The sequence below is a fragment of the Pseudomonas sp. NGC7 genome, assembly GCF_047159675.1.
GTDB classification, from domain to species: Bacteria; Pseudomonadota; Gammaproteobacteria; order Pseudomonadales; family Pseudomonadaceae; genus Aquipseudomonas; species Aquipseudomonas kermanshahensis.
On record NZ_BAAFZY010000001.1, the window covers coordinates 4,514,103 to 4,536,611 of the forward strand.

13 protein-coding genes are annotated in these 22,509 nt (G+C 65.6%); 9 read left to right on the plus strand and 4 right to left on the minus strand.

Features of this window, described 5'->3' with window-relative positions; translation table 11 throughout:
* The first annotated feature begins 31 nt into the window (after positions 1-31).
* On the plus strand, positions 32-1,762 hold the full coding sequence (locus ACMCNM_RS20320; RefSeq protein ID WP_412765283.1) for an FAD-dependent oxidoreductase: 1,731 nt from the start codon (positions 32-34) through the stop codon (positions 1,760-1,762).
* A gap of 113 nt (positions 1,763-1,875) precedes the next feature.
* Positions 1,876-3,201 carry an MFS transporter gene (locus tag ACMCNM_RS20325; RefSeq protein ID WP_186680567.1) on the plus strand — a complete coding sequence of 442 codons (1,326 nt, stop codon included), beginning with the start codon at positions 1,876-1,878 and terminating at the stop codon, positions 3,199-3,201.
* Between the two features lie 325 nt (positions 3,202-3,526).
* On the opposite strand, the gene ACMCNM_RS20330 is transcribed toward ACMCNM_RS20325, so the two are convergent.
* From ACMCNM_RS20330 to ACMCNM_RS20340, 3 genes are all read right to left on the minus strand, one after another.
* Positions 3,527-4,342, minus strand: coding sequence for a sugar phosphate isomerase/epimerase family protein (locus tag ACMCNM_RS20330; protein ID WP_412765284.1), 816 nt, complete (start codon positions 4,340-4,342; stop codon positions 3,527-3,529).
* 43 nt (positions 4,343-4,385) lie between these two features.
* The gene (locus tag ACMCNM_RS20335) at positions 4,386-5,438 is read right to left on the minus strand and encodes a Gfo/Idh/MocA family protein (RefSeq protein WP_412765285.1); all 1,053 of its coding nucleotides are present in this window, start codon (positions 5,436-5,438) and stop codon (positions 4,386-4,388) included.
* A gap of 150 nt (positions 5,439-5,588) precedes the next feature.
* Positions 5,589-6,365, minus strand: coding sequence for an IclR family transcriptional regulator (locus ACMCNM_RS20340; protein ID WP_085273155.1), 777 nt, complete (start codon positions 6,363-6,365; stop codon positions 5,589-5,591).
* Positions 6,366-6,550: 185 nt separating this feature from the next.
* Here ACMCNM_RS20340 and ACMCNM_RS20345 point away from each other — a divergent pair, with 185 nt between their 5' ends.
* From ACMCNM_RS20345 to ACMCNM_RS20370, 6 genes are all read left to right on the plus strand, one after another.
* Complete coding sequence (locus ACMCNM_RS20345; protein ID WP_412765286.1) at positions 6,551-8,263, plus strand: FAD-dependent oxidoreductase; 1,713 nt, start codon at positions 6,551-6,553, stop codon at positions 8,261-8,263.
* A 115-nt stretch (positions 8,264-8,378) separates the two neighbouring features.
* Positions 8,379-8,801 (plus strand): nuclear transport factor 2 family protein, encoded by a 423-nt coding sequence (locus ACMCNM_RS20350; RefSeq protein ID WP_085273153.1) that lies wholly within the window; start codon positions 8,379-8,381, stop codon positions 8,799-8,801.
* On the plus strand, positions 8,798-9,550 hold the full coding sequence (locus tag ACMCNM_RS20355) for an SDR family NAD(P)-dependent oxidoreductase (RefSeq protein WP_412765287.1): 753 nt from the start codon (positions 8,798-8,800) through the stop codon (positions 9,548-9,550). Before ACMCNM_RS20350 ends, ACMCNM_RS20355 begins: the two co-directional genes overlap by 4 nt.
* 6 nt (positions 9,551-9,556) lie before the next feature.
* Positions 9,557-10,804, plus strand: coding sequence for an NAD(P)/FAD-dependent oxidoreductase (locus ACMCNM_RS20360; protein ID WP_099454548.1), 1,248 nt, complete (start codon positions 9,557-9,559; stop codon positions 10,802-10,804).
* A complete protein-coding gene (locus ACMCNM_RS20365; RefSeq protein WP_186703449.1) occupies positions 10,801-11,610 on the plus strand; it encodes a DUF1365 family protein in 810 nt (269 codons plus the stop codon). Before ACMCNM_RS20360 ends, ACMCNM_RS20365 begins: the two co-directional genes overlap by 4 nt.
* Entirely contained in the window at positions 11,585-12,844 is a 1,260-nt protein-coding gene (locus tag ACMCNM_RS20370; protein ID WP_412765288.1) for a class I SAM-dependent methyltransferase, read from the plus strand. Before ACMCNM_RS20365 ends, ACMCNM_RS20370 begins: the two co-directional genes overlap by 26 nt.
* A 145-nt stretch (positions 12,845-12,989) precedes the next feature.
* Here the strand turns inward: ACMCNM_RS20370 and ACMCNM_RS20375 are convergent, their stop codons facing one another.
* Positions 12,990-13,718: a sensor histidine kinase gene (locus ACMCNM_RS20375; RefSeq protein ID WP_412765289.1), complete on the minus strand. Its 729-nt coding sequence runs from the start codon at positions 13,716-13,718 to the stop codon at positions 12,990-12,992.
* A gap of 153 nt (positions 13,719-13,871) precedes the next feature.
* Between ACMCNM_RS20375 and ACMCNM_RS20380 the strand changes: the two genes are divergently transcribed.
* A complete protein-coding gene (locus ACMCNM_RS20380; protein WP_412765290.1) occupies positions 13,872-22,496 on the plus strand; it encodes a GH36-type glycosyl hydrolase domain-containing protein in 8,625 nt (2,874 codons plus the stop codon).
* Positions 22,497-22,509: the final 13 nt, after the last annotated feature.

The following is a 22,509-nucleotide window of genomic DNA, read 5'->3' on the forward strand; positions in this document are numbered from 1 at the left end:
ACTGCCCCTCCAACCTGACCGGAGCCCCTCCATGCAACCCCTGGAATGTGACGTACTTGTCCTCGGCTCCGGCGCCTCTGGCCTGGCTGCCGCAGTAACCGCCGCCCATCACGGCCTTAAGGTGATCGTCGCGGAAAAGGCCAGCCAATTCGGCGGTACCAGCGCCTGGTCGGGGGGCTGGTTATGGATACCCCGCAACCCGTTGGCGATCGCCGAAGGCACCGTCGAAGCCGACGATGCGCCGGAACGCTACCTGCGCGCACAGACCCACGTCGCCGAACTGGACCCACGCCAGCAGGCGTTTTTGCGCCATGGACCGGAGATGGTGGCGTTCTTCCAGCGACATACCGCCGTGCAGTTCCAGTCCGGGACGAAAATGCCCGACATGCATGAGGGGGATGGCAGTGCGCGTGGCGGGCGATCCCTGTGTGCGCAGCCGTTCGACGGGCGCCTGCTCGGGCACTGGATCCACCGGCTACGGCCACCTCTGGATATCGTCAGCCTGGCCGGCATGGGCATCGCCGGTGGCGCAGACATGGCCGCCTTCTTCAACGCCAGCCGCTCACCCAAGGCGGCCTGGCACGTGGGCAAACGCCTGATGCGCCATGGGCGCGACTTGCTGCTGCACCGTCGCGGCCTGCAACTGGTCAACGGCAACGCGTTGGTGGCGCGCCTGCTGCGCAGTGCCCTCGACCTGGGCGTGACGCTGTTTCATGACCGGCAGGCCACAGGCTTGCTGAGGGATGGGCGTATCACAGGCGTGCAGTTCAGCGATGGCCAGGTGATCCGTACGCGACGCGGTGTCGTGCTGGCCTGCGGGGGGTTCCCCCATGACCGCCAGCGCATCGCCCAGCTGATACCCCATGCCCCTGAGGGCGATCGCCATTACTCCGCAGCGCCGCCACAGAACAGTGGCGACGGCCTGCGGTTAGGCGAAGAGGTCGGCGCACAGGTCGCCACCACGGCGGCCCACGCCGGGGCCTGGGCGCCGGTCTCACTGGTGCCGCGAAGCGACGGCAGCCTCGGCCACTTCCCGCACCTGATCGACCGCGCCAAGCCGGGTTTCATTGCCGTGCGCCGAGACGGTCGACGGTTCGTCAACGAGGCCGACAGCTACCACGCCTTCATGAATGCGCTGTTCAGCTCCACGCCACCCGGTGAGGAGCCCGAGGCCTGGTTGATCTGCGACCACGTCGCGCAACGTCGCTATGGCATCGGCTGGGCCAAGCCGTTCCCCTTCCCTGCCGGCTTCTATGAGCGCCGTGGCTACCTGTTCAGCGGCCCTACCCTGGCGCAACTGGCCGCACGCTGCGGGATCGACGCAACGCACCTGCAGCGCACCGTGGCGCGTTTCAACCACCATGCGGCGCATGGCACGGATCCGGACTTCCAGCGTGGCGCCTCACTCTACAACCGCGCGCAGGGCGACCCGTTGCACGTGCCCAATCCGTCGTTGCGGCCGCTGCTGCACGGCCCCTTTCATGCGGTAAAACTGCTGCCGGGCAGCCTCGGCACCTTCGCCGGCCTGCACACGGATGCTTCGGCACAGGTAATGGACAGCCTGCAGTGCCCAATACCTGGCCTGTTCGCGGTCGGCAACGACATGCACAGCATCATGGGCGGGCACTACCCCAGCGGCGGTATCACCCTTGGCCCTGGGATGACCTTCGGTTACCTGGCAGGCATGGCACTGTGCAATCAGCCAGAAGACGCCGCGTCACTTTTGTTCGATCATCGAACAGTAGCCCCATCTTTGAATTGACGCTCCCCCCTTCACTGCTCACCATAAATGACCTTGCGCGCCCAGCCTTGCCCTGGGCAAAACCGCGTTCCAGACGCATTGCCGTTCAAAACAATTTCAAGAAACGACTTCACATGACCCCTTCCAAGTTCGACACTGCCAGCCCCCGCCTCGCCCATGGATCCATCGGCGACAAGGTGCGCGGCGCCTTCGCCGTCGGCAAGACCCGCTGGGGCATGCTTGCCCTGGTGTTCTTCGCCACCACCCTGAACTACATCGACCGTGCCGCCCTCGGCATCATGCAGCCCGTTCTCGCCAAGGACATGGGCTGGACGGCGATGGACTACGCCAACATCAACTTCTGGTTCCAGGTCGGCTATGCCATCGGCTTTGTGCTGCAGGGCCGGCTGATCGACAAAGTCGGGGTAAAACACGCCTTCTTCGGCGCCGTCCTGCTGTGGAGCCTGGCCACCGGCGCCCATGGCCTGGCGACCTCGGCAGCGGGCTTTATGGTCTGCCGCTTCATTCTGGGCCTGACCGAGGCGGCTAACTACCCGGCGTGTGTAAAGACCACACGCCTGTGGTTCCCCGCCGGCGAGCGCGCCATTGCCACCGGCCTGTTCAACGCCGGCACCAACGTCGGCGCCATGGTCACCCCGGCGCTGCTGCCACTGATTCTCGCTGCCTGGGGTTGGCAGGCCGCGTTCATCGCCATGGGTAGCCTTGGCCTGGTTTGGGTGGTGTTGTGGGGTTTGAAGTATTTCAACCCTGAGGCGCACCCGCACGTTCGCCAGAGCGAGCTGGACTATATCCAGCAAGACGTGGAGCCCGAAGCCAAACCGGTGCCGTTCAGCCGCATCCTGCGCCAGCGCGGCACCTGGGCCTTTGCCGTGGCCTACTCGATCACGGCGCCGGTGTTCTGGTTTTACCTGTACTGGCTGCCGCCGTTTCTCAACCAGCAGTACGACCTGGGAATCAGCGTCACCCAGATGGGGATCCCGTTGATCCTGATCTGGCTCACTGCAGACTTCGGCAGCATCGGCGGCGGCATTCTGTCGTCCTGGCTGATCGGCCGCGGCATGCGCGCCACCCGTGCCCGGTTGATCTCGATGCTGATCTTTGCCTGCACCATCGTCAGCGTCGTCTTCGCTGCCCACGCCAGTGGCCTATGGGTCGCGGTGCTTGCCATCGCCGTGGCGGTCGGCGCGCACCAGGCCTGGACCGCAAACATCTGGAGCCTGGTCATGGACTACACGCCCAAGCATCTGGTGAGCACGGTGTTCGGCTTTGGCAGCATGTGCGCGGCCATCGGCGGCATGTTCATGACACAGATCGTCGGCAGCGTGCTGACGGTCACCCACAACAATTATGCGGTGCTGTTCACCATGATTCCGGTGATGTACTTCATTGCCCTGGTGTGGATGTACTTCATGGCGCCGCGTGGGATCGAGGCCGCGTAAAGTCCTTTCAGGTTTCCTCTATGGGGCTCTTCGGAGCCTCTTTTTTTGCCTGCAGACAGGCCATGGGACCTCTGCCTAACGTGGAGCGGCCTTGAAGTTTACTGTCATGCGCTGCTTTGCAGCCCTTGCCTGGCAAGCCAGCTTTCACAGAACAACACATACCGAATAGATTTAGCAGGGACCTGTGGGAGCGGGTTTACCCGCGAACACCGGCGAAGCCGGTGCCATACACCGCGGCGCCTGCATCGCCGGCAAGCCGGCTCCCACAGGAGTGGGGACTCGCTTTCGATCTTTGTTCTCTGCGCCGCACAGCGGCCCTTGAAGCTCAAACCCGCGCCAATACCGCCTTGGCTTTCTCCAGCGCCATCCGCGCACGCTGCTCGCCACTCACGCCCTGCTCCAGCAACTGCCGGGTCGGAATCTCCAGGCTCAACGGTACGGTGGCCGGCAAGCCACGCAACAGGCCGATCAAATCAGCATCGCCATCACCTGGGAAGCGCCGTTCGTTGCGGGCCTGGCGCAGGATCTCGTCCATGTCGTCCGGCACCGGGCCGGCCACGTCGCACAGCTGCGCATAGCGCATGCGCTGCGGTGCCAGGTGGGCCAGGTCGTCGAGTGAGGAAGCGGAGCGGTTGAAATGGAATGCGTCCACCAGAACGCAGCCGTTTGCCCGGTCAGCGTTGGCAACCACACGCATGGCCTGGCGCAGGTCGCGAACGTCAGTCCAGGGCATGAACTCCAGGTGCGGATGGATACCATAGCCCGCCGCCAGGTCGCACAGTTCGGCAAAGCGCTCCGTGAGGCGTGCCTCGTCCGGGTCGTTACCGGCCACCAGCAGTTCGGTCCCGCCCAGCTCGGCACCCACCGCCAGAATGGCTTCGAAATCGGCAACACAGGTTTCAGGCTTGAGGCGGAGGATTTCCAGGTCGAGTACCTTGATGCCGGTATCGCGCAGGCGCGCTTGGGTCTGTCGGCGCAGGTCAGCGTCGGCCACCAGCGGGAAGTGCTGCTCCTCTGCGGTAGCCGGCACCAAACGCAGGCCCACGTGGCTGTAGCCGGCACGGGCAGCGGCCTCCACCATGGCTGGCGGCGAAAGCTCGAGCACCGTCAGCGCGGCAAGGGAAAAGATACGGTCAGTCATGTTCGTTACCTGAAGGCAATTAAAGATGTGAAGGGGGCTCGCGTCAGGCGATCGTCTCGGGGGCGCAGGCCCGGCCGCTTTCGGCTGCCTGGCGGATCGCCTCGACCAGGGCCAGCGTGCGGCCACCATCTGCAGCATCGGTCAAAGGGGCCTCTTCACCGCGGGCGACGCGAATGAAGTGCTGCAATTGCAAGGTCAACGCTTCACCTGCTGGCTTTTCGGCGCCACTTTGCAGCAAGGGTGTGTGCCAGCCGGAGCCTGCTTCGCCGTAATGCCAGTGCTTGAGCTGCGGAATGCTCAGTGCGCCGTGGCTGCCGGCCAGCAGGTAGCAGGGCTGGCCATCCTGACGCGGGTAGATCGGGCTCTCGCCGGACGTCAGCTCCCAGCTCCAAGGGGCAGCTACCGCGTCCGAACCTGTCAGGCTGCCCAGCGCCCCGTTGGCGAACTGCAGCAGCACGGCGGCGCTGTCTTCGTTGGCATACCCACGCACATCGTTACGGGTGAACGCCTGCACCTGCACGACCTCGCCGCACAGGTAGCGCAGCAGGTCGAGGTCGTGGATCAGGTTGGTCAGCAAAAAACCGGCGCCCGGCTCGCGGCGCCAGGGGGTGTCGAAGTAGCTGTCGGGCTTCTGCAACTGCCACAGCGCAGTGACATTGATCAGCCTGCCCAGCGCACCCTCGGCGATCAGGCCGCGCGCGCTGGCGATCAGCGGGTTGTGCCGACGATGGTGGCCGACCAGCACTGGCACACCACAGCGCTTGGACGCTTCGACCAACGCACGGACTTCGTCCAGGTGCACGCCCACAGGCTTTTCCACTAACACTGGCACGCCGGCTTCGATGCAATCGAGCGCGGTGGCCACGTGCAGGTTGTTGGGGTTGGCGACGATCACGGCCTGAGGTTTGACGCTGGCCAGCATCTGCCGGTGATCGGCGTAATAGGCCACCCCGCATTCGGCGGCGAAAGCCTCAGCCTGGGGGCCGGGGTCTGCCACCGCGCACAATTGCGCTTGCGGCAACTGGCGCAGGTGCTGGTAGTGCTGGCGGCCCATGATACCGGCGCCAATCAGGGCGATACGAAGCGGTGCATTCAACGGACTGTCCTCTTGTCATTGTTGTCGGGCATAAATTACGGAACAGTGTTCCAGAATTCATACTCGACAATTTAGAACTCGGGTCCGCTTTACAGAAGCGCCGCCTGCACAGACTGTGCGGTTATCGACCACTAATGAACAGGCGGCGCTTCAGGCAAACAGTTCGCTAGCCTGGCTGGCCGCCGACAGTTCGCCCACTGCCGCCAATAAAAGGCTAGCCAGTTCAGGCAGGCGCGCTTGCGCCAGCCGGGCGCTGGGGCCGGCGATGCTCAGCACCCCGATCACCTCGTCAGTGCGTGGGCGCCGCACCACGGCGGCCAACGCTGACGTGCCCACCGCTGAGGTCTGCTCGACCCAGGCATAGCCACGCTCACGTGCACGCTGTAGGTAGCCCAGCAGTTCATCCGTGGAACGCGGCGCATTCGGGCCAAACTGTGCCGGGTCGGCGATGCCTTGGCGCAAGACCATCTGCAGCGCCTCGTCGTCGCTCAGGCTGGCCAGCCAGGCATGACCGGAGGCGGTGTAGAACAGCGGGGCATCGCGGCCCATGTCGGGGTCGTAGCGCAAGCCGGAGCGCGCGCCCTGGGACTTGGCGATCCAGGTCTGGCGGCTGCCTTCGATCACGCCCAGGCGCACCAGCTCGCCGCTGTCCTGGGCTAGGCGATCGAGAATCGGCTGAATGATGTCGGCGCCACTGCTGGACAGGTAGCGAAAGCCCATCGCCACCAGCTTGGCAGACAGCTGATAGCGGCTGTTGTCGCGGTTCTGCCGCACGTAGCCCAGGCGGATCAGCTCGGCCAGCATGCGGTGAGTGGCGCTCTTGGGGATCTCCAGGCGCTCCGCCAACGTCTGCAGGGCAAGGCCCTCAGGCTCGCCGGTCAGGCTTTCTACAAGACTGAAGGCGCGTTCGATCTGACTACCAGCCATGGCTTAGGTCCCTGAAAAATGGATGAATTGTGGAAGATGATTCCACAGCCACGGCCATCGGCGCAGCAGCCAGGCGTTGAAGTGTCCGGTTATCGACCAGTTATGCACGTCCTCACTTGCATCTGGCACCGTCTCACATGAAGAATATGGAATCACGTTCCAATAATAATACTGGAGACCCTGCGATGCCTACCGACACCTTGCAAGCCGAATACGACGTTCTGGTCATTGGCTCAGGCGCAGCCGGCCTGGCCGCAGCGGTAACGGCAGCCTGGCATGGGCAGCGCGTGATGCTGGTAGAGAAGGCGCCGGTGTTCGGCGGTGCCACAGCCTGGTCCGGCGGCTGGGCCTGGGTTCCACGCAACCCGCTGGCCCGCCGCGCCGGCATCGTTGAAGACATCGAACAGCCCCGTACCTACCTGCGTAACGAATTGGGCACGCATTACGATGCTGAACGGGTTGATGCCTTCCTCGAGGCCTGCCCACACATGGTCGCCTTTTTCGAGAAACACACTGCGCTGCAGTTTGTCGACGGCAACGCCATCCCCGACATGCATGGCGACACACCCGGCGCCGCCACCGGTGGGCACCAAGTGATCGCCGCGCCCTATGATGCCCGCGAGGTCGGCGCCCTGTTGCCCCGCCTGCGCAAGACCCTGCGCGAGACCTCGTTCATGGGCATGCCGATCATGGCCGGCACTGACCTGGCCGCTTTCCTCAACATGACCCGCTCGCCACGGGCCTTCTTGCATGTGTGCAAGCGCTTTGGCCGCCACCTGTACCACCTCGCCCGCCATGGCCGGGCCATGCACCTGGTCAACGGCGTGGCTCTGGTGGCGCGCCTGGCCAAATCGGCCGAAGACCTGGGCGTGCGGCTGCAGGAATCTGCCCCGGCCAAGCGCCTGCTGATTGAGCACGGCCAAGTGCGCGGCGCCGTGATAGGCACACCGCAGGGTGACCTTACCGTCCGCGCGAAAGCCGTGGTGCTCGCCGCCGGGGGCTTCCCCAACGACAGTGCGCGGCGCCGGCAGCTGTTTGCGCGTGATGCCAGTGGCCATGACAACCTCGCCCTGCCCCCGCAGTCCTGCTCGGGCGATGGCCTGCGCCTTGGCGAGTCGGCAGGCGGTGTGGTGGCTACCGACCTGAAATCTGCAGTGGCCTGGGCACCGGTCTCCAAAGTGCCGCACCGCGACGGCAGCGTCGGCCACTTCCCGCACATCATCGAACGCGGCAAGCCCGGCGTTATTGGCGTGTTGGCCAGCGGTAGGCGCTTCGTCAACGAAGCGCACGGCTACTACGACTATGTGTCAGCCATGCTCGAGGCGGTGCCGCCGGGCGAGGAAGCCTGCTCGTGGCTGATCTGTGACCACCGCTTCCTGCGGCGTTACGGCCTCGGTCACGCCCGACCTGCGCCGTTGCCGGTATGGCCGCACCTGCGCAGTGGCTACCTCAAGCGCGGTGCCAGCATCGAACAATTGGCCCGCGCCTGCGGCATCGACCCTGTCGGCTTGAGTGCCACCGTCGCGGAGTACAACAGCCACGCGCGCCATGGCCAAGACCCGGCTTTCGGCCGCGGCTCCACGCCGTTCAACCGCAAGCAGGGTGACCCGGCGTACAGCGGGCCGAACCCATGCGTGGCGCCGATCGAACCAGGGCCGTTCTATGCTGTGAAGGTTCAACCCGGTTGCTTTGGCACCTTCGCCGGCTTGCGCACAGATGGCCATGCGCGGGTACTGGATGAGCAAGGCCAGCCGATTGGCGGGCTTTATGCCGCCGGTACCGACATGGCCAGTGTGTTTGGCGGCTGGTACCCCTCAGGCGGCATCAACCTGGGCCCGGCGCTGACGTTCGGTTACGTGGCCGGGCGGCATATTGCCGGGGCGCAGGCACCGGAATAAGGCCACCGTTTGGCGGTCATCGGGTAAAAACTGTACAAAAAAATCATCCTGTATAGCTTTGCGGCGAAAGCTAAACTATACCTGTACAAGAAAACTTTTTTGTACAGGAAAGTGCATGCACAGCTACCTGCAAACCTTCGCCGAACGCTTTGCCAGCCTCGATGCGCACACCCTCGACATGCTCGGTGACCTGTACAGCGAGGACGTGACCTTCCGCGACCCCCTGCACCAGCTCAACGGCTTGCCTGCGCTGAGGGGGTACTTCGCGCAGCTGTACGCGAACGTGCAGGAGGTTCGCTACACCTTCGAGGGTTACGACGAAGTGCAGCCGGGCCACGGGTACCTGCGCTGGACCTTGCATTTTCGCCACCCTCGCTTGGGCAATGGCGCGCTGATCAGCCTGCAAGGCTGCAGCCATCTGCGTTGGCACGAGCGGGTTCACTTTCATCAGGATTACTTTGACGCCGGTGCGCTGCTTTACGAGCACGTCCCGATCATGGGCAGCGCGGTCCGCTGGCTCAAAGGGAGGCTGGCATGAGCCGCTGCTGGGTGACCGGTGCCAGCAGTGGCATCGGCGCGGCGCTGGCCCTGCGCTTGCTGGAGCAGGGGCACCAGGTGGCCTTGGGTGGCCGCCAGGCCGACCGCTTGGCACCCTTAGCGGCGCGGTTTGCGCAGCAGGCCATGCTGGCCATCGGCGATAACGACGAACCGGGCCAGGTCGCCAAGGTCGCCGAGCAGATCGAGCACGCCTGGGGTGCACTCGACCTGGTGATCCTCAACGCGGGCACCTGCGAATACCTGGAGCCGGGGCACTTCGACCCGGCGCTGGTCGAACGGGTGATGCGCACCAACCTGATCGGCACCAGCCACTGCCTTGCCGCTGCCCTGCCCTTGCTGCGCCGTGGCCAGCGCCCGCACCTGGTGGTGGTGGGCAGCTCGGTGAGCTGGCTGGTCCTACCCCGTGCCGGCGCCTATGGCGCGTCCAAGGCGGCCCTGCGTTACCTGGTGGAGTCGCTGCGCATCGACCTGGTCCGCGAGGGCATTGATGTCACCCTCGTCAGCCCTGGCTTCGTCGACACGCCCTTGACCCAGCGCAACGACTTCCCCATGCCACAGCGCTGGAGCGCCGAGCGCGCCGCCGGGCACATCGTCGCGCGCTTGGCCAAACGCCCGCTGGAAATCAACTTCCCCGGCGCTTTCACCTGGGTGTTGCGCCTGCTCGGCGCATTGCCGGTGCGCTGGCGTCTGCAGCTAGGCCAACGCCTGGCACGAAACCCACGGGAATAGCACGCCATGCGCATCGCAATCATCGGCAGCGGTATCGCTGGCCTCACCTGTGCCCACTTGCTCTCACGCCAGCATGCGCTGACGGTGTTCGAGGCGGCTGACTGGGTGGGTGGCCACACCCACACCGTCGACGTGAACTGGGGCGGCCAGCAGTATGCGCTGGACACCGGGTTCATCGTCTTCAACGACTGGACTTACCCGCATTTCATTCGCCTGCTCGAACACCTGGGGGTGGCATCGCGGCCGACCCAGATGAGCTTTGCGGTACATGACCCCGCCAGTGGCCTGGAGTACAACGGCCATGACCTCGACACCTTGTTCGCCCAACGGCGCAACCTGTTGTCACCTGGGTTCTGGGGCATGCTGCGCGACATCCTGCGCTTCAATCGCCAAGCCCTGGCCGACCTGGACAACCGGCGCATCGAAGAGGACACCACGCTGGGCAGCTACCTGCGCACACACGGCTATGGGCGGCGCTTCATCAACCACTACATCGTGCCCATGGGCTCGGCGATCTGGTCGATGTCACGCGCCGACATGCTGGGCTTTCCGTTGCAGTTTTTCGTGCGATTTTGCCGCAACCACGGTTTGCTGTCGGTCAACCAGCGCCCGCAATGGCGGGTGATCGAAGGTGGCTCGCGCAGCTACGTGGCACCGTTGTGCCAGCCCTTTGCCGAGCGTATCCGGCGCAACTGCCCCGTGGCCCGGGTGACCCGTGACCCCGACGGCGTGACTGTGATCAGCGCTGCCGGTACCGAGCGCTTCGACAAGGTGGTGTTCGCCTGCCACAGCGACCAGGCCCTGGCCCTGCTGGCAACGCCCAGTGCAGACGAGCGCGCGGTGCTGGGTACCCTCACCTACGCCAGCAACGATGTGGTGTTGCACACCGACACTCGCCTGCTACCGCGTCGGCGCAAAGCCTGGGCCAGCTGGAACTATCGGCTGGGCGGCGCCGAGCAGGCACCTGCGGCACTCACCTACAACATGAACATCCTGCAGGGCATCGACGCCCCGGTCACCTTCTGCGTGAGCCTCAACCAGACGGCGCAAATCGACCCGGCCCAGGTGCTCGCCCGCTTCAGCTACAGCCACCCGCAGTACAGCCTTGCGGCCTTGGCTGCGCAGGCCCGCCAAGGCGAATTGCAGGGCCGCCAGCACAGCTACTACTGCGGTGCCTACTGGGGCAACGGCTTCCATGAAGACGGCGTGCTCAGCGCGTTGAAAGTGGCAGAATACTTCGGAGAGCGCTTGTGAACAGCAGCCTGTGTCATGGCTGGGTCAGCCATCGGCGGCTGACCCCGCGGCACCATGCATTCCGCTACCGGGTCGGCATGTTCTACCTGGACCTGGACGAGCAAACACACTGGCGCGGCCTGTCGCGCTGGCTCGCGCGCTCGCGGCTGGCGCCCTTGTGCTGGCGGGAAACCGACTACCTGCCCGCACTGACCGCGCGCGGCATACCGTTGGCCCAAGCCGCCCGCCAGCTGGTCGGCCAAGCAACCGGGCACGCACCCCAAGGCGCGGTGCACCTGCTCACGCAACTGCGCTGCTGGGGGCTGTCGTTCAACCCGGTGAGCGTCTACTTCTGCCATGACCGCGACGGCCACCTGGTGGCGATACTGCTGGAGGTCCGCAATACCCCCTGGCGGCAACGCCACCACTACGTGCTGCCGGTGCAAGACGGCCAACCCGACGCATTTAGCCTGGCCAAGGCGTTTCATGTATCGCCGTTCATGCCGCTGGACATGGACTACCGCCTGCGCTTCGTGCTCGACGGCCAGCGCGTGCACGTGCACATGGCGAACTGGCGCGAGGGGCACAAGGTATTCGAGGCCCACCTGGCCCTGCGCCGCGAACCGCTGGACCGGCCCGCATTGCACCGCTACATCCTGAGCTTCCCGTGGATGAGCCTGCGCACAGTGTCTGCCATCTACTGGCAGGCCCTGCGCCTACTGCTCAAGCGCACCCCCGTCTATAACCACACCGCCAGCCAGGGCGACCTGAGCCTTGGCCACGCCTCTAAGGAACCTGATCATGTCCGACCCCACACTGAGCGTTAGCAAGTCGGCCGGCCTGACGCCGGTGCTTGGCAGCCTGGCCCGGATGGCCGTGCTGGCGCAATTGCGGCGCTTGAGCCAAGGCTGCCTGCGTCTGATCTGCAATGACCAGCACTGGAACTTCGGTGACGCCGGCAGTGCGCTGTATGCCGAAGTCGAGATCGTCGATGACGCCGCCTGGAGCCTGATCGCCGGCAACGGTTCGATCGGTGCTGGGGAGGCTTATATCCATGGCTACTGGCGCACCCCCGACCTGGCGGCGGTAACCCGCCTGTTCGTGGCCAACCTGGACGTGCTGGACGCCCTCGAAGGCGGCTTGGCGCGCTTCGGCCGCCCGGCCCTGCGCCTGCTGCATCGCCTTAACCGCAACAGCCGGCGCGGTGCGCGGCGCAACATCCTGGCCCACTACGACCTGGGCAATGCGCTGTTCGAGCGGCTGCTCGACCCTACCCTGATGTATTCTGCGGCACAGTTCGACAGCCCCGAGCAGACCTTGGAGCAGGCCCAATTGAACAAGCTGGAGCGCATCTGCCAGAAGCTTGAGCTCAAGCCCCACGAGCACCTGCTGGAAATTGGCAGCGGCTGGGGCAGCCTGGCCATCCATGCCGCTACCCGCTTCGGCTGCCGGGTGACCACCACGACGCTTTCCGAGGCGCAGTACGCGCACACGCTGCAACGTGTGCAGGCGGCAGGCCTGGAGCAACGCATCACGGTGCTGCGTGAAGACTACCGCGACTTGCAAGGGCGCTTCGACAAACTGGTGTCGATCGAAATGATCGAAGCCGTCGGCCATCGTTACCTGCCCCTGTACTTTCGCCAATGCGCCACGCTGCTCAAGGACGACGGCCTGATGCTGTTGCAGGCCATCACCATTCGTGACCAGCGCTACGAAAAGGCCCGGCGTTCGGTGGACTTCATCCAGCGCTACATCTTCCCCGGCGGCGCCCTGCCCTCGCTTAGCGTGTTGCTCGACGTCGCCAGCCGCCAAACGGCGCTGAACCTGGTACACCTGGAGGACTTCGGCACCGACTATGCGCGCACCCTGCGCCATTGGCGCGACAACCTGCGCCATGCGCGCAACGCGTTGATGGAGTTGGGCTACGACGAAACCTTCCAGCGCCTGTGGGAGTTCTACCTGTGTTATTGCCAGGGCGGTTTCGAAGAGCGCGCCATTGGCGTGGCACAGCTGCTATGGGCCGCGCCCCAGGCCCGCCGCGCGCCCCTGCCAGGCGCCTGACCAGGCAGGCAAAGGCTGGGCACGTCCCGGTAGGTAGGAGCAGCCTTGCGCTGCGAAGAGGCCAGTGAACATTGCGAAGATCAACGGTGCTGTCGCCGGCCTCTTCGCAGCACAAGGCTGCTCCTACAAAGGGCGGGTCATGTGATCACTGCGGTACCGGCATCGCCAGGGTGATGCAGAAGGTAGTACCCGCCTGCTCTGTCGATGTGACCGAAACTTCACCTGCATGCGCCTGGGCTATCTGCCTGACAATAAACAGCCCCAGCCCGATGCTGCCGGCCTTTGCAGCCCGTTGCTGGCCGCGTACCAGCGGCTCGAACAGGCGCCCAAGCAGCTCGGAAGGAATGGGTACGCCCCAATTGTGTACGCTGACCGTGGCTGCACGCCCGTAGCTGCGAGATGTCACCTGAATGGGCGCACCGCGCTCGCCATAAGCGACGGCATTGGCGACCAGGTTGCCGATGGCTTGATGAAGGCGGTCTTTGTCGAACAGGGCGCTGCGCTCGCCTAGGTGCAGGTGAATCAAGGGGTAATCGGGGCAGGTCAAGCGCAGTTCTTCCACGCACCGCGCAACGGCCTCTGACAGGTCGCACAACACTGGATGCAGGGCGATGCCTCGCCCTTCCTGCAACAACGTGTAGTCCAGTAGGTCCGCCACCAAGCGCTGAGCCCGCGCCACAGAATCGCTGATGGTGCCCAGCAGCCTGAGCGTATCGTCGCAATGCTGACGACGCGACAACAACTCTGCAGCCATGCTCACTGCCTGCAGCGGCGTCCGCAGGTCATGGCAGACCATGCCCAGCATCTGCTGGGGCGACACGGTCGGCTTGTACAGGGGCGCCGGTACCGGTGGCATAAAGGCGAGGGAAAGCACGGGGGCAAACTCCTATGGCGGAACAGTTCATCGGGACGCAGGACCAGCATGTGCCCTCAACCAGAGCGGGTCTGTTCGCTACCGAACAGACCCGCGATGCCCGCGCCGCACACACTACTTACTAGACCGGCCAGCTCACGGCACCCGACACCTATGGACAACCCTTGGCTTAGCGCACTCAGCTACGTGCAACGCCTGGCCAACCGCGCCCGGCGCTGGCGCGCGCCACGGCACGCGTTCACCTACGAAAGCCTGCTGCGCTCGGAGCTGTACAGCGCCAAGCAACTGGCCGAGCACGGCACCTGGCTCGCCAGCCAGCACCGCTTGAGCCAATTGCCTGCCGACGATTCGCTGCTCGACCGCCTGGCCGATAACGAACGCATGCTCTACGCAAGCTGTACTGCCCTCGCCGCCGCCCTGCCCGACTCACGCCCAACGCTGCCAGCCGCGCAGTGGCTGCTCGACAACTTCTACTTGGTCGAAAGCCATATCCGCATCGCCAAACGCCACCTGCCCAGCGATTACAGCCTGCAACTGCCCCGGCTGGACAATGGCCCCTCGAACGGCTTGCCGCGGGTCTATGACATTGCACTGGAAACCATCTGCCACGGCGACGGCCGGGTGGACGTCGAGAGCCTGAGCCAATTCGTCGAGGCCTATCAGCAAACCGCCACGCTGACCCTGGGCGAGCTCTGGGCGATCCCGATCATGCTGAGGCTGGCGCTGATCGAGAACCTGCGCCGCGTGGCCGCCCGGGTCATGGCCAACGGGGCGGACCGCGACCTGGCCAATGGCTGGGCCGACACCCTCAGCGAAACCGCCGAACGCGATGCCAAAAGCGTGGTGCTGGTGGTGGCCGACATGGCCCGCTCGGAGCCACCGATGACCGCCGCCTTCGTCGCCGAGCTGGCCAGGCGGCTGCAGGGCCACAGCAGCGCGTTGACCCAGCCACTGGCCTGGATCGAGCAACTGCTGGGCGAGTCGGCAATGAGCATTGAGCGCCAGGTGCAGCTCGATGCGCAACAGCAGGCCATCGACCAGGTCTCTATCAGCAACAGCATCGGCAGCCTGCGGCTGCTGTCGACCGTGGACTGGCGGCTGTTCGTCGAACACCTGAGCCATGTCGAGCAAGTACTCGGCCAAGACCCCGCCGCCGTGTACGCAGCCATGGACTTCGCCAGCCGTGATCACTATCGGCACATCGTCGAACGGCTGGCGCGGCACAGCGCCTTCAGTGAAGAACAGGTGGCCCGCACCGCCATCGAACTGGCGCGTGCCGCGAGCGCGACGTCGCACCCACAGGCAGCCCATGTCGGCTATTACCTGGCAGGCGCTGGCCTGGCGTTGCTGGAACAGCACCTGGGGGCGCGGGTGGCGCTTGCCGAGCGCTGGCAGCGCCTGTTGCACCGGGCACCGCTGGCGTTCTACCTGGTGCCGTCGGCACTGCTCTCGTGCCTGCTGGCCTGGGGCTTCGTCGCGGGCATGGCAGCCGAGGGCTGGCCTGCCTGGGCAGTGGCGGCCATGGCCCTTCCCGTGCTGCTGACCACCAGCCGGCTTGCCATCGGCCTGGTCAACTGGCTGGTGACCCTGACCGTGAAGCCTGCGTTTCTGCCACGGCTGGACTACGCCGCGGGGATTCCCGCCGAGGCCCGCACCCTGGTCGTGGTGCCGAGCCTGCTGGGCAACGCGGCCGACGTCGAAGAGCTGGTCGAAGGCCTCGAGGTGCGCTACCTGGCCAACCGTGATGAGCACCTGCATTTCGCGCTGTTGAGCGATTTCATGGACGCCCCCACACAAGCCTGCGCCGAAGACACGGCCCTGCTCGACCTCGCCAGTGACGGTATTGGTGCACTGAACACAAAATACGGTGAGCGCTTCTTCCTGTTGCACCGGCCGCGGCTGTGGAACCCCACCGAGCGATGCTGGATGGGCCACGAGCGCAAGCGCGGCAAGCTCGCAGCGCTCAATGCCCTGCTGCGTGGACACGGGGCCGAGCGCTTCATACGCATCGTCGGCGACCTACGCACGCTCGATCAGGTGCGCTACGTCATCACCCTGGACACCGACACCCAGTTGCCACGCGATGTGGCGCAGAAGTTTGTCGGTGCCATGCAGCACCCCTTGAACCGCGCCTGCTTCGATGCCGACAGCGGCCAAATCCTGTCAGGCTACGCGATCCTGCAACCACGGGTCGGCATCAGCCTGCCCAGCGTGTCGCGCTCCCCCTACGCCCGCCTGTTCGGCAGCGATGCCGGGGTCGACCCTTACACCCTGGCGGTGTCGGACGTGTACCAGGACCTGTTCCTCAGTGGCTCCTTCATTGGCAAGGGCATCTACGCCGTGGATGCCTTCGAGCGGGCCCTGGACGGGCGCTTTGCCGACAACCGTGTACTCAGCCACGACCTGATCGAAGGCTGCTACGCCCATGCTGGCCTGCTCAGTGACGTGCAGTTGTTCGAGGCGTATCCGGCGCGTTACAGCGCCGATGTAAAGCGCCGCCACCGCTGGATACGCGGTGACTGGCAACTGCTGCCGTGGCTGGTGCCGAGGCTGCGCACCGGCGTCGAAGGCCAGGCGCAGCGCCCGCTGAGCGCGCTGTCGCGGTGGAAGATCTTCGACAACCTGCGCCGCAGCCTGGAGCCGGCCGCGCTGCTGACGGCATTGCTGTGGGGCTGGCTGGCCAGCGCCACGCCGCTGCTGTGGACCGTCGCGCTGCTGGGCCTGCTGCTGACCCGCCCACTGCTGGACACGCTGCTCGAACTGGTGCGCAAGACCACCGATGTGCCGCTGGCCGAGCACCTGCTTGCCGCCCTGCACACCTCGGGCATCTACTTAGTGCGGGCCGGGTTGTCGCTGGCCTGGTTGCCGTTCGAGACCCGCTACAGCCTGGATGCCATCGCACGCACGCTGTGGCGGCTGACCGTGAGCAAACGCCGGCTGCTGCAGTGGAACCCTTCGCGGGAGGATGAACGCAACAGTGCCGATACCCTGCAGGCGGTGTATCGCGAGCAATGGGTACAGCCCGCCCTGGTGCTTGGACTGACGGGCGCATTGGCGATGCAACCCAGTGTCTTGGTGCTGGCCTCGCCCATTCTCGCCCTATGGCTGCTCGGCCCGGCCCTGGCTTGGTGGCTGAGCCGCACTCGGGGGCGCAGCGTGTTCGTACCGCAACCCCAGGACGTGCGTTTTCTGCACCGGCTGGCCAGGCGTAATTGGGCCTTTTTCGACCGCCATGTAGGGCCCGCCGACAACTGGCTGCCCCCCGACAACCTGCAGGAGCCACCCTTCCCCAGCATCGCTCACCGCACGTCGCCGACCAACATCGGCATGGCCCTGCTCTCGCACCTGGCGGCCCATGATTTTGGCTACCTGACGGCCGGCCGCCTGTTCCAGCGCCTGATCCAGATGCTCGACAGCCTGGACCACCTGGAGCGCTACAAGGGGCACTTCTACAACTGGTACGACACCCAGACCCGCGCGCCCTTGCACCCGCTGTATATTTCTGCGGTGGACAGCGGCAACCTGGCGGCCCTGCTACTGACGCTGAAGCCCGGGCTGCTGGCGATGGCCGATACCCCCGTGCTCGACCGCCGCCTGAGCCAGGGCCTGCTGGACACGCTCGATATCCTGCACGAAACGTTCGCCACCGCAGGCCGTGCTGGCGAACCGCTGGAAGCGCTGGGCAAACAGCTGCGCCAAGCCCATGAGCAACCGGCCCCGTTGCCTGCCTCGTTGATGCAACAGCTCGCCGAGCAAGTACAAGGGTTGATCCAGCAATGCGCCCCGCCCACTACTGAGGCCGACGATTGCCTGTTCTGGCTGGAGGCCCTGCATCAGCAATGCCTGGACCTGGCTGGCGAACTTCACGCCTTGCAACTGCCACCCGGCAATGCGCCGGCGCTGCAGGCAGCGTTGAGCTGGCGCCAGCTTGCGCAGCTAGAGCCGGACGACTGGCCCGCCGACGAACGCCTGGCCGTGGCCACTGTCCGCACGCAGGCCTGCCAGCGCATCGAGCAAGCGCACAGCCTGGCGCAGCGGATCGCCGACATGGCCAGCATGGACTTCAGCTTCCTTTATGACAGCCAGCGTGACCTGTTCGCCATCGGCTACAACGCCGATGAGCATCGCCTGGACACCGCGTTCTACGACTTGCTGGCCTCGGAAATGCGCCTGACCAACTTCGTGGTCATCGCCCAGGGCCAAGTCCCCCAGGCCAGTTGGTTCGCCTTGGGCCGGCTACTCACCAGCAATGCCGGCGTGCCGGTGCTGTTATCGTGGTCGGGGTCGATGTTCGAATACCTGATGCCGCTGCTGGTGATGCCGAGCTACGAAGGCACCTTGCTCGACCAGACCTGCCGCGCCGCGGTCGAACGGCAGATCGACCACGGCAACCTGCTGGGCATCCCCTGGGGCGTTTCTGAGTCGGCCTACAACGCCCTGGACGCTCACCTGAACTACCAATATCGGGCGTTTGGCGTACCCGGCCTGGGCCTCAAACGCGGCCTGGGCGAAGAACGCGTGGTCGCCCCCTACGCCAGTGCGCTGGCCCTGTTGGTAGCGCCGGGCGCCGCCTGCCGTAACTTGCAGCGCCTTAGCACACTGGGGCTGGCTGGCCGCTTCGGGCTGTACGAAGCCATTGACTACAGCGAGGCGCGGCTCCCCCCGGGGCAGAGCGCCGTGGTGATCCGCTCGTTCATGGCTCACCACCAGGGCATGAGCCTGCTGGCCCTGACTTCCTTGTTGCTGGGCAAACCCATGCAACGGCGCTTCACCTCCGACCCGCAATGCCAGGCCAGCCTGCTGCTGTTACAGGAACGCGTGCCGAAAACCGCCGCGCCGTACCTGCACACCCTGCAGGCACCGGCCGTGGACGCGGCAGGCCACGCAGGCGAAACCCGGCTACGGGTGTTCAGCGAACCGAATCGCCGCCACCCCGCCGTGCAACTGCTTTCCAATGGCCGCTATCACGTCATGGTCAACCATGTCGGCAGTGGCTATAGCCAGCGCAATGGCTTGGCCGTGACCCGTTGGCGCGAAGACGCCACCCGCGATGACCTGGGCAGTTTCTGTTACCTGCGGGACGTCGCCAGCGGTGCATTCTGGTCAACCACTTACCAGCCCACGCGGCACCGCGGCAGTAATCAGGAGGCTATTTTCAGCGATGGCCGCGCCGAGTTCCGCATCCGTGAAAACGACTTCGACTGCCATACCGAAATAGCCGTGTCCCCCGAAGACGACATCGAACTGCGGCGCCTGCACCTGACCAACCACAGTGACCAGCCGCGCACCCTGGAGCTGACCAGCTACGCCGAAGTGGTGCTGGCACCGGCGCTCAGCGATGCCCTGCACCCGGCATTCAGCAAGCTGTTCGTGCAGACCGAACTGGTCCGCCCACTGCAGGCCATCATCTGCACCCGGCGGCCGCGCTCGCAGCAGGACGCGGTGCCGTGGATGTGCCATGTGCTGGCCGTGCATGGTGCCGACATCGATGCGGTGTCTTACGAAACCGACCGTGCGCGTTTCATCGGCCGTGGCCGCACACTGGTGGCCCCGGCGGCACTGGACCGCCACACCGAGGCCTTGTCCGACAGTGCCGGGGCAGTGCTCGACCCCATCGTGGCAATTCGCTGCCGCATCAGCCTGGCGCCTGGCCAGAAGGCCACGGTCGACCTGGTCACCGGCGTGACCGACAGCCGCGACGCCTGCCTGCAGCAGATTGCCAGGTACCGCGACCGGCACTTGGCCGACCGGGTGTTCGACCTGGCCTGGCCCCATAGCCAGGTGCAGTTGCGACAGCTGAATGGGTCGCTCAACGATGCCCGGCTGTTCGAGCAGATGGCCGCGTCGGTGCTCTACCCCAACGCGGCGCTGCGGGCCAGCGGCGCCCTGCTGGCCCGCAACCGGCGCAGCCAATCGGGCCTGTGGGGCCAGGGGCTGTCGGGGGACCTGCCGATCGTGCTGGTGCAGATTGCTGACCCGGCCAACCTGCACCTGGTCAAGCAAATGGTGCTCGCCCATGCCTATTGGCGGCAGAAGGGCCTGGCATTGGACCTGGTGATCTGGAACGAAGACCAGGCCGGTTATCGCCAGCAATTGCAGGAGCAGATCATGGGCATCGTCACCTCCGGCAGCGAGGCTGCGCTGCTCGATCGCCACGGGGGGATCTTCGTGCGCCCGGCGCAGCAACTGTCGGCAGAGGACCGCACCCTTACCCTGTCGGTGGCGCGGCTGGTGCTCAGCGACAGCCACGGCACGCTGGCCGAGCAGTTGCATCACCGCCGCACACCGCCCACCCCCGCCGCCTTCGAGGCGACCCTGACCTACCCCCCGAGCAAACCCGATAGTCGCTCGCTGGCAGACGCACCGGCGCGGATGTTGGGCAACCGCTACGGCGGTTACAGCGCCGATGGCCGTGAGTACCTCATCGCCCACGCTGATGGCCTGCCACCCCCGGCGCCGTGGGTCAATGTCCTGGCCAACCCACAATTTGGCAGCGTGTTGTCAGAGGCCGGCAGTGCCTATACCTGGTACGAGAACGCCCACGAATACCGCCTGACGCCTTGGCACAATGACCCGGTTTGCGACCCCAGCGGCGAAGCCCTTTACCTGCGTGACGAAGACAGCGGGCAGTGTTGGTCGCCCACCCCAATGCCTTGCCCAGGCCCTGGCCGTTATCGCACCCGGCATGGCTTTGGCTACAGCGTTTTCGAATATGCCGACGACGGCTTGGACAGTGAGCTGTGGGTGTATGTCGCACTGGATGCGCCGATCAAGTTCAGTCGGCTCAAGCTGCATAACCGCTCGACGCAGGCGCGGCGGTTGACGGTGACCTGCTTTGTCGAGTGGGTGCTGGGCGACCTGCGCAGCAAGTCGGCCATGCACGTAGTGACTGAAATCGACCCGGCCAGCGGCGCCGTGTTTGCCCGTAACCGCTATGCCGAAGCATTTGCCCGGCATGTGGGCTTTGTCGATTGCGACCTGCCCTTGTATGGCATTACCTGTGACCGCAGCGAGTTCCTCGGGCGCAATGGCGACTACCAGGCCCCGGCAGGCCTGCGCCAGGCGCGGCTGTCCGGGCGCACCGGCGCCGGGCTGGACCCGTGCACGGCCGTGCAGGTCAGCGTCCTGCTGCAAGCGGGCGAAAGCCGCGAGGTGGTGTTGCGCCTGGGTGCCGGGCCAAACGCCGAGGCCGCCAGCCACTGCGTGCAGCAATACCGAGGGCTGCGCGCGGCCCTGGACGCTCTGGCAAAGGTCCAGGCCTACTGGCGCGACACCTTGGGCAGCGTGCAAATCGAAACCCCCGAGCCGTCCCTGGATGTGCTGGCCAACGGTTGGCTGCTGTACCAGGTGATTGCCTGCCGCTTCTGGGCGCGCAGCGGCTTTTACCAGTCCGGCGGCGCCATCGGCTTTCGCGACCAGCTGCAAGACAGCATGGCCATGCTCCACGCCACCCCAGCCCTGGCCCGCCAGCACCTGCTGACGTGCGCCGCGCACCAGTATGCCGAAGGCGATGTGCAGCACTGGTGGCACCCACCGCTGCAGCGCGGGGTGCGTACCCGCTGCTCCGACGACTTGCTGTGGCTGCCGCTGGCAACCAGCCGCTATGTGGCACTGACAGGCGACCACGCAGTGCTGGACGAGCCGGTCGGGTACCTGCAGGGGCGTGCGCTGAATGCCGGCGAAGAGTCCTATTACGACCTGCCCACCCAGGCGAACCTGGTCGAGAGCCTGTACCAGCATTGCCAGCGTGCCCTCGGGCATGCTCTGCAATACGGGGTTCACGGCCTGCCGTTGATGGGCAGCGGGGACTGGAACGACGGCATGAACCGCGTCGGTGAACAAGGCCTGGGCGAAAGCGTGTGGCTGGGGTTCTTCGGCCACGAGGTGTTGCGGGCGTTCGCCAGCATCGCCCTGGGCCACGGCGACAGCGCCTTCGCCCTGCAGTGCAGCCGCCAGGCCGCCACCCTTGCCGAGCACCTGGAGCAGCATGCCTGGGACGGTGGCTGGTACCGCCGCGCCTGGTTCGACGACGGCCAGGTGCTCGGTTCGGCCAGCAACCAGGAGTGCCGCATCGACTCGCTGGCGCAGAGCTGGGCAGTGCTGTCCGGGGTTGCCCCACCTGAACGGGCGCGGGCCGCCATGGCCGCGCTGGACAAACACCTGGTGCGCCGCGACATCGGCATCGTCAAGCTGCTCGAGCCACCCTTCGACCACGGCGACCTCGACCCCGGCTACATCAAGGGCTACCTGCCCGGCGTACGCGAAAATGGCGGGCAGTACACCCACGCGGCCATTTGGGCGAGCATGGCCTATGCCAGCCTGGGCGATGCTGCCAAGGCCTGGGAACTGCTGCGCTTGATCAACCCGGTGCGCCAAGGCAGCAACGGATTGATCGACACCTACAAGGTCGAGCCCTATGTGATGGCCGCCGATGTCTACGCCGTGCCCCCCCACGCAGGGCGCGGGGGCTGGAGCTGGTACACCGGCTCCGCTGGCTGGATGTATCGGCTGATCGTAGAGAGCCTGCTGGGCCTGCAACGCTGCGGGGACACCCTGCGGATTCAGCCGCTGCTGCCAGCGGACTGGCCCGGCTACACCCTGCACTACCGATTCGGCAGTACCCCGTACCGCATTGAAGTACGCAACGGCGCTAATGCCGAACTGACCTTGACCCTCGACGGCCAGCGGCTGGCCCAGGCGGTGCTGCCGCTGAAGGATGATGGCGTACTGCACCAGGTGATCGCCGAGTACCAGCCGTCACCCTTGCCCATCAACTGAGGCAGCACGTGCT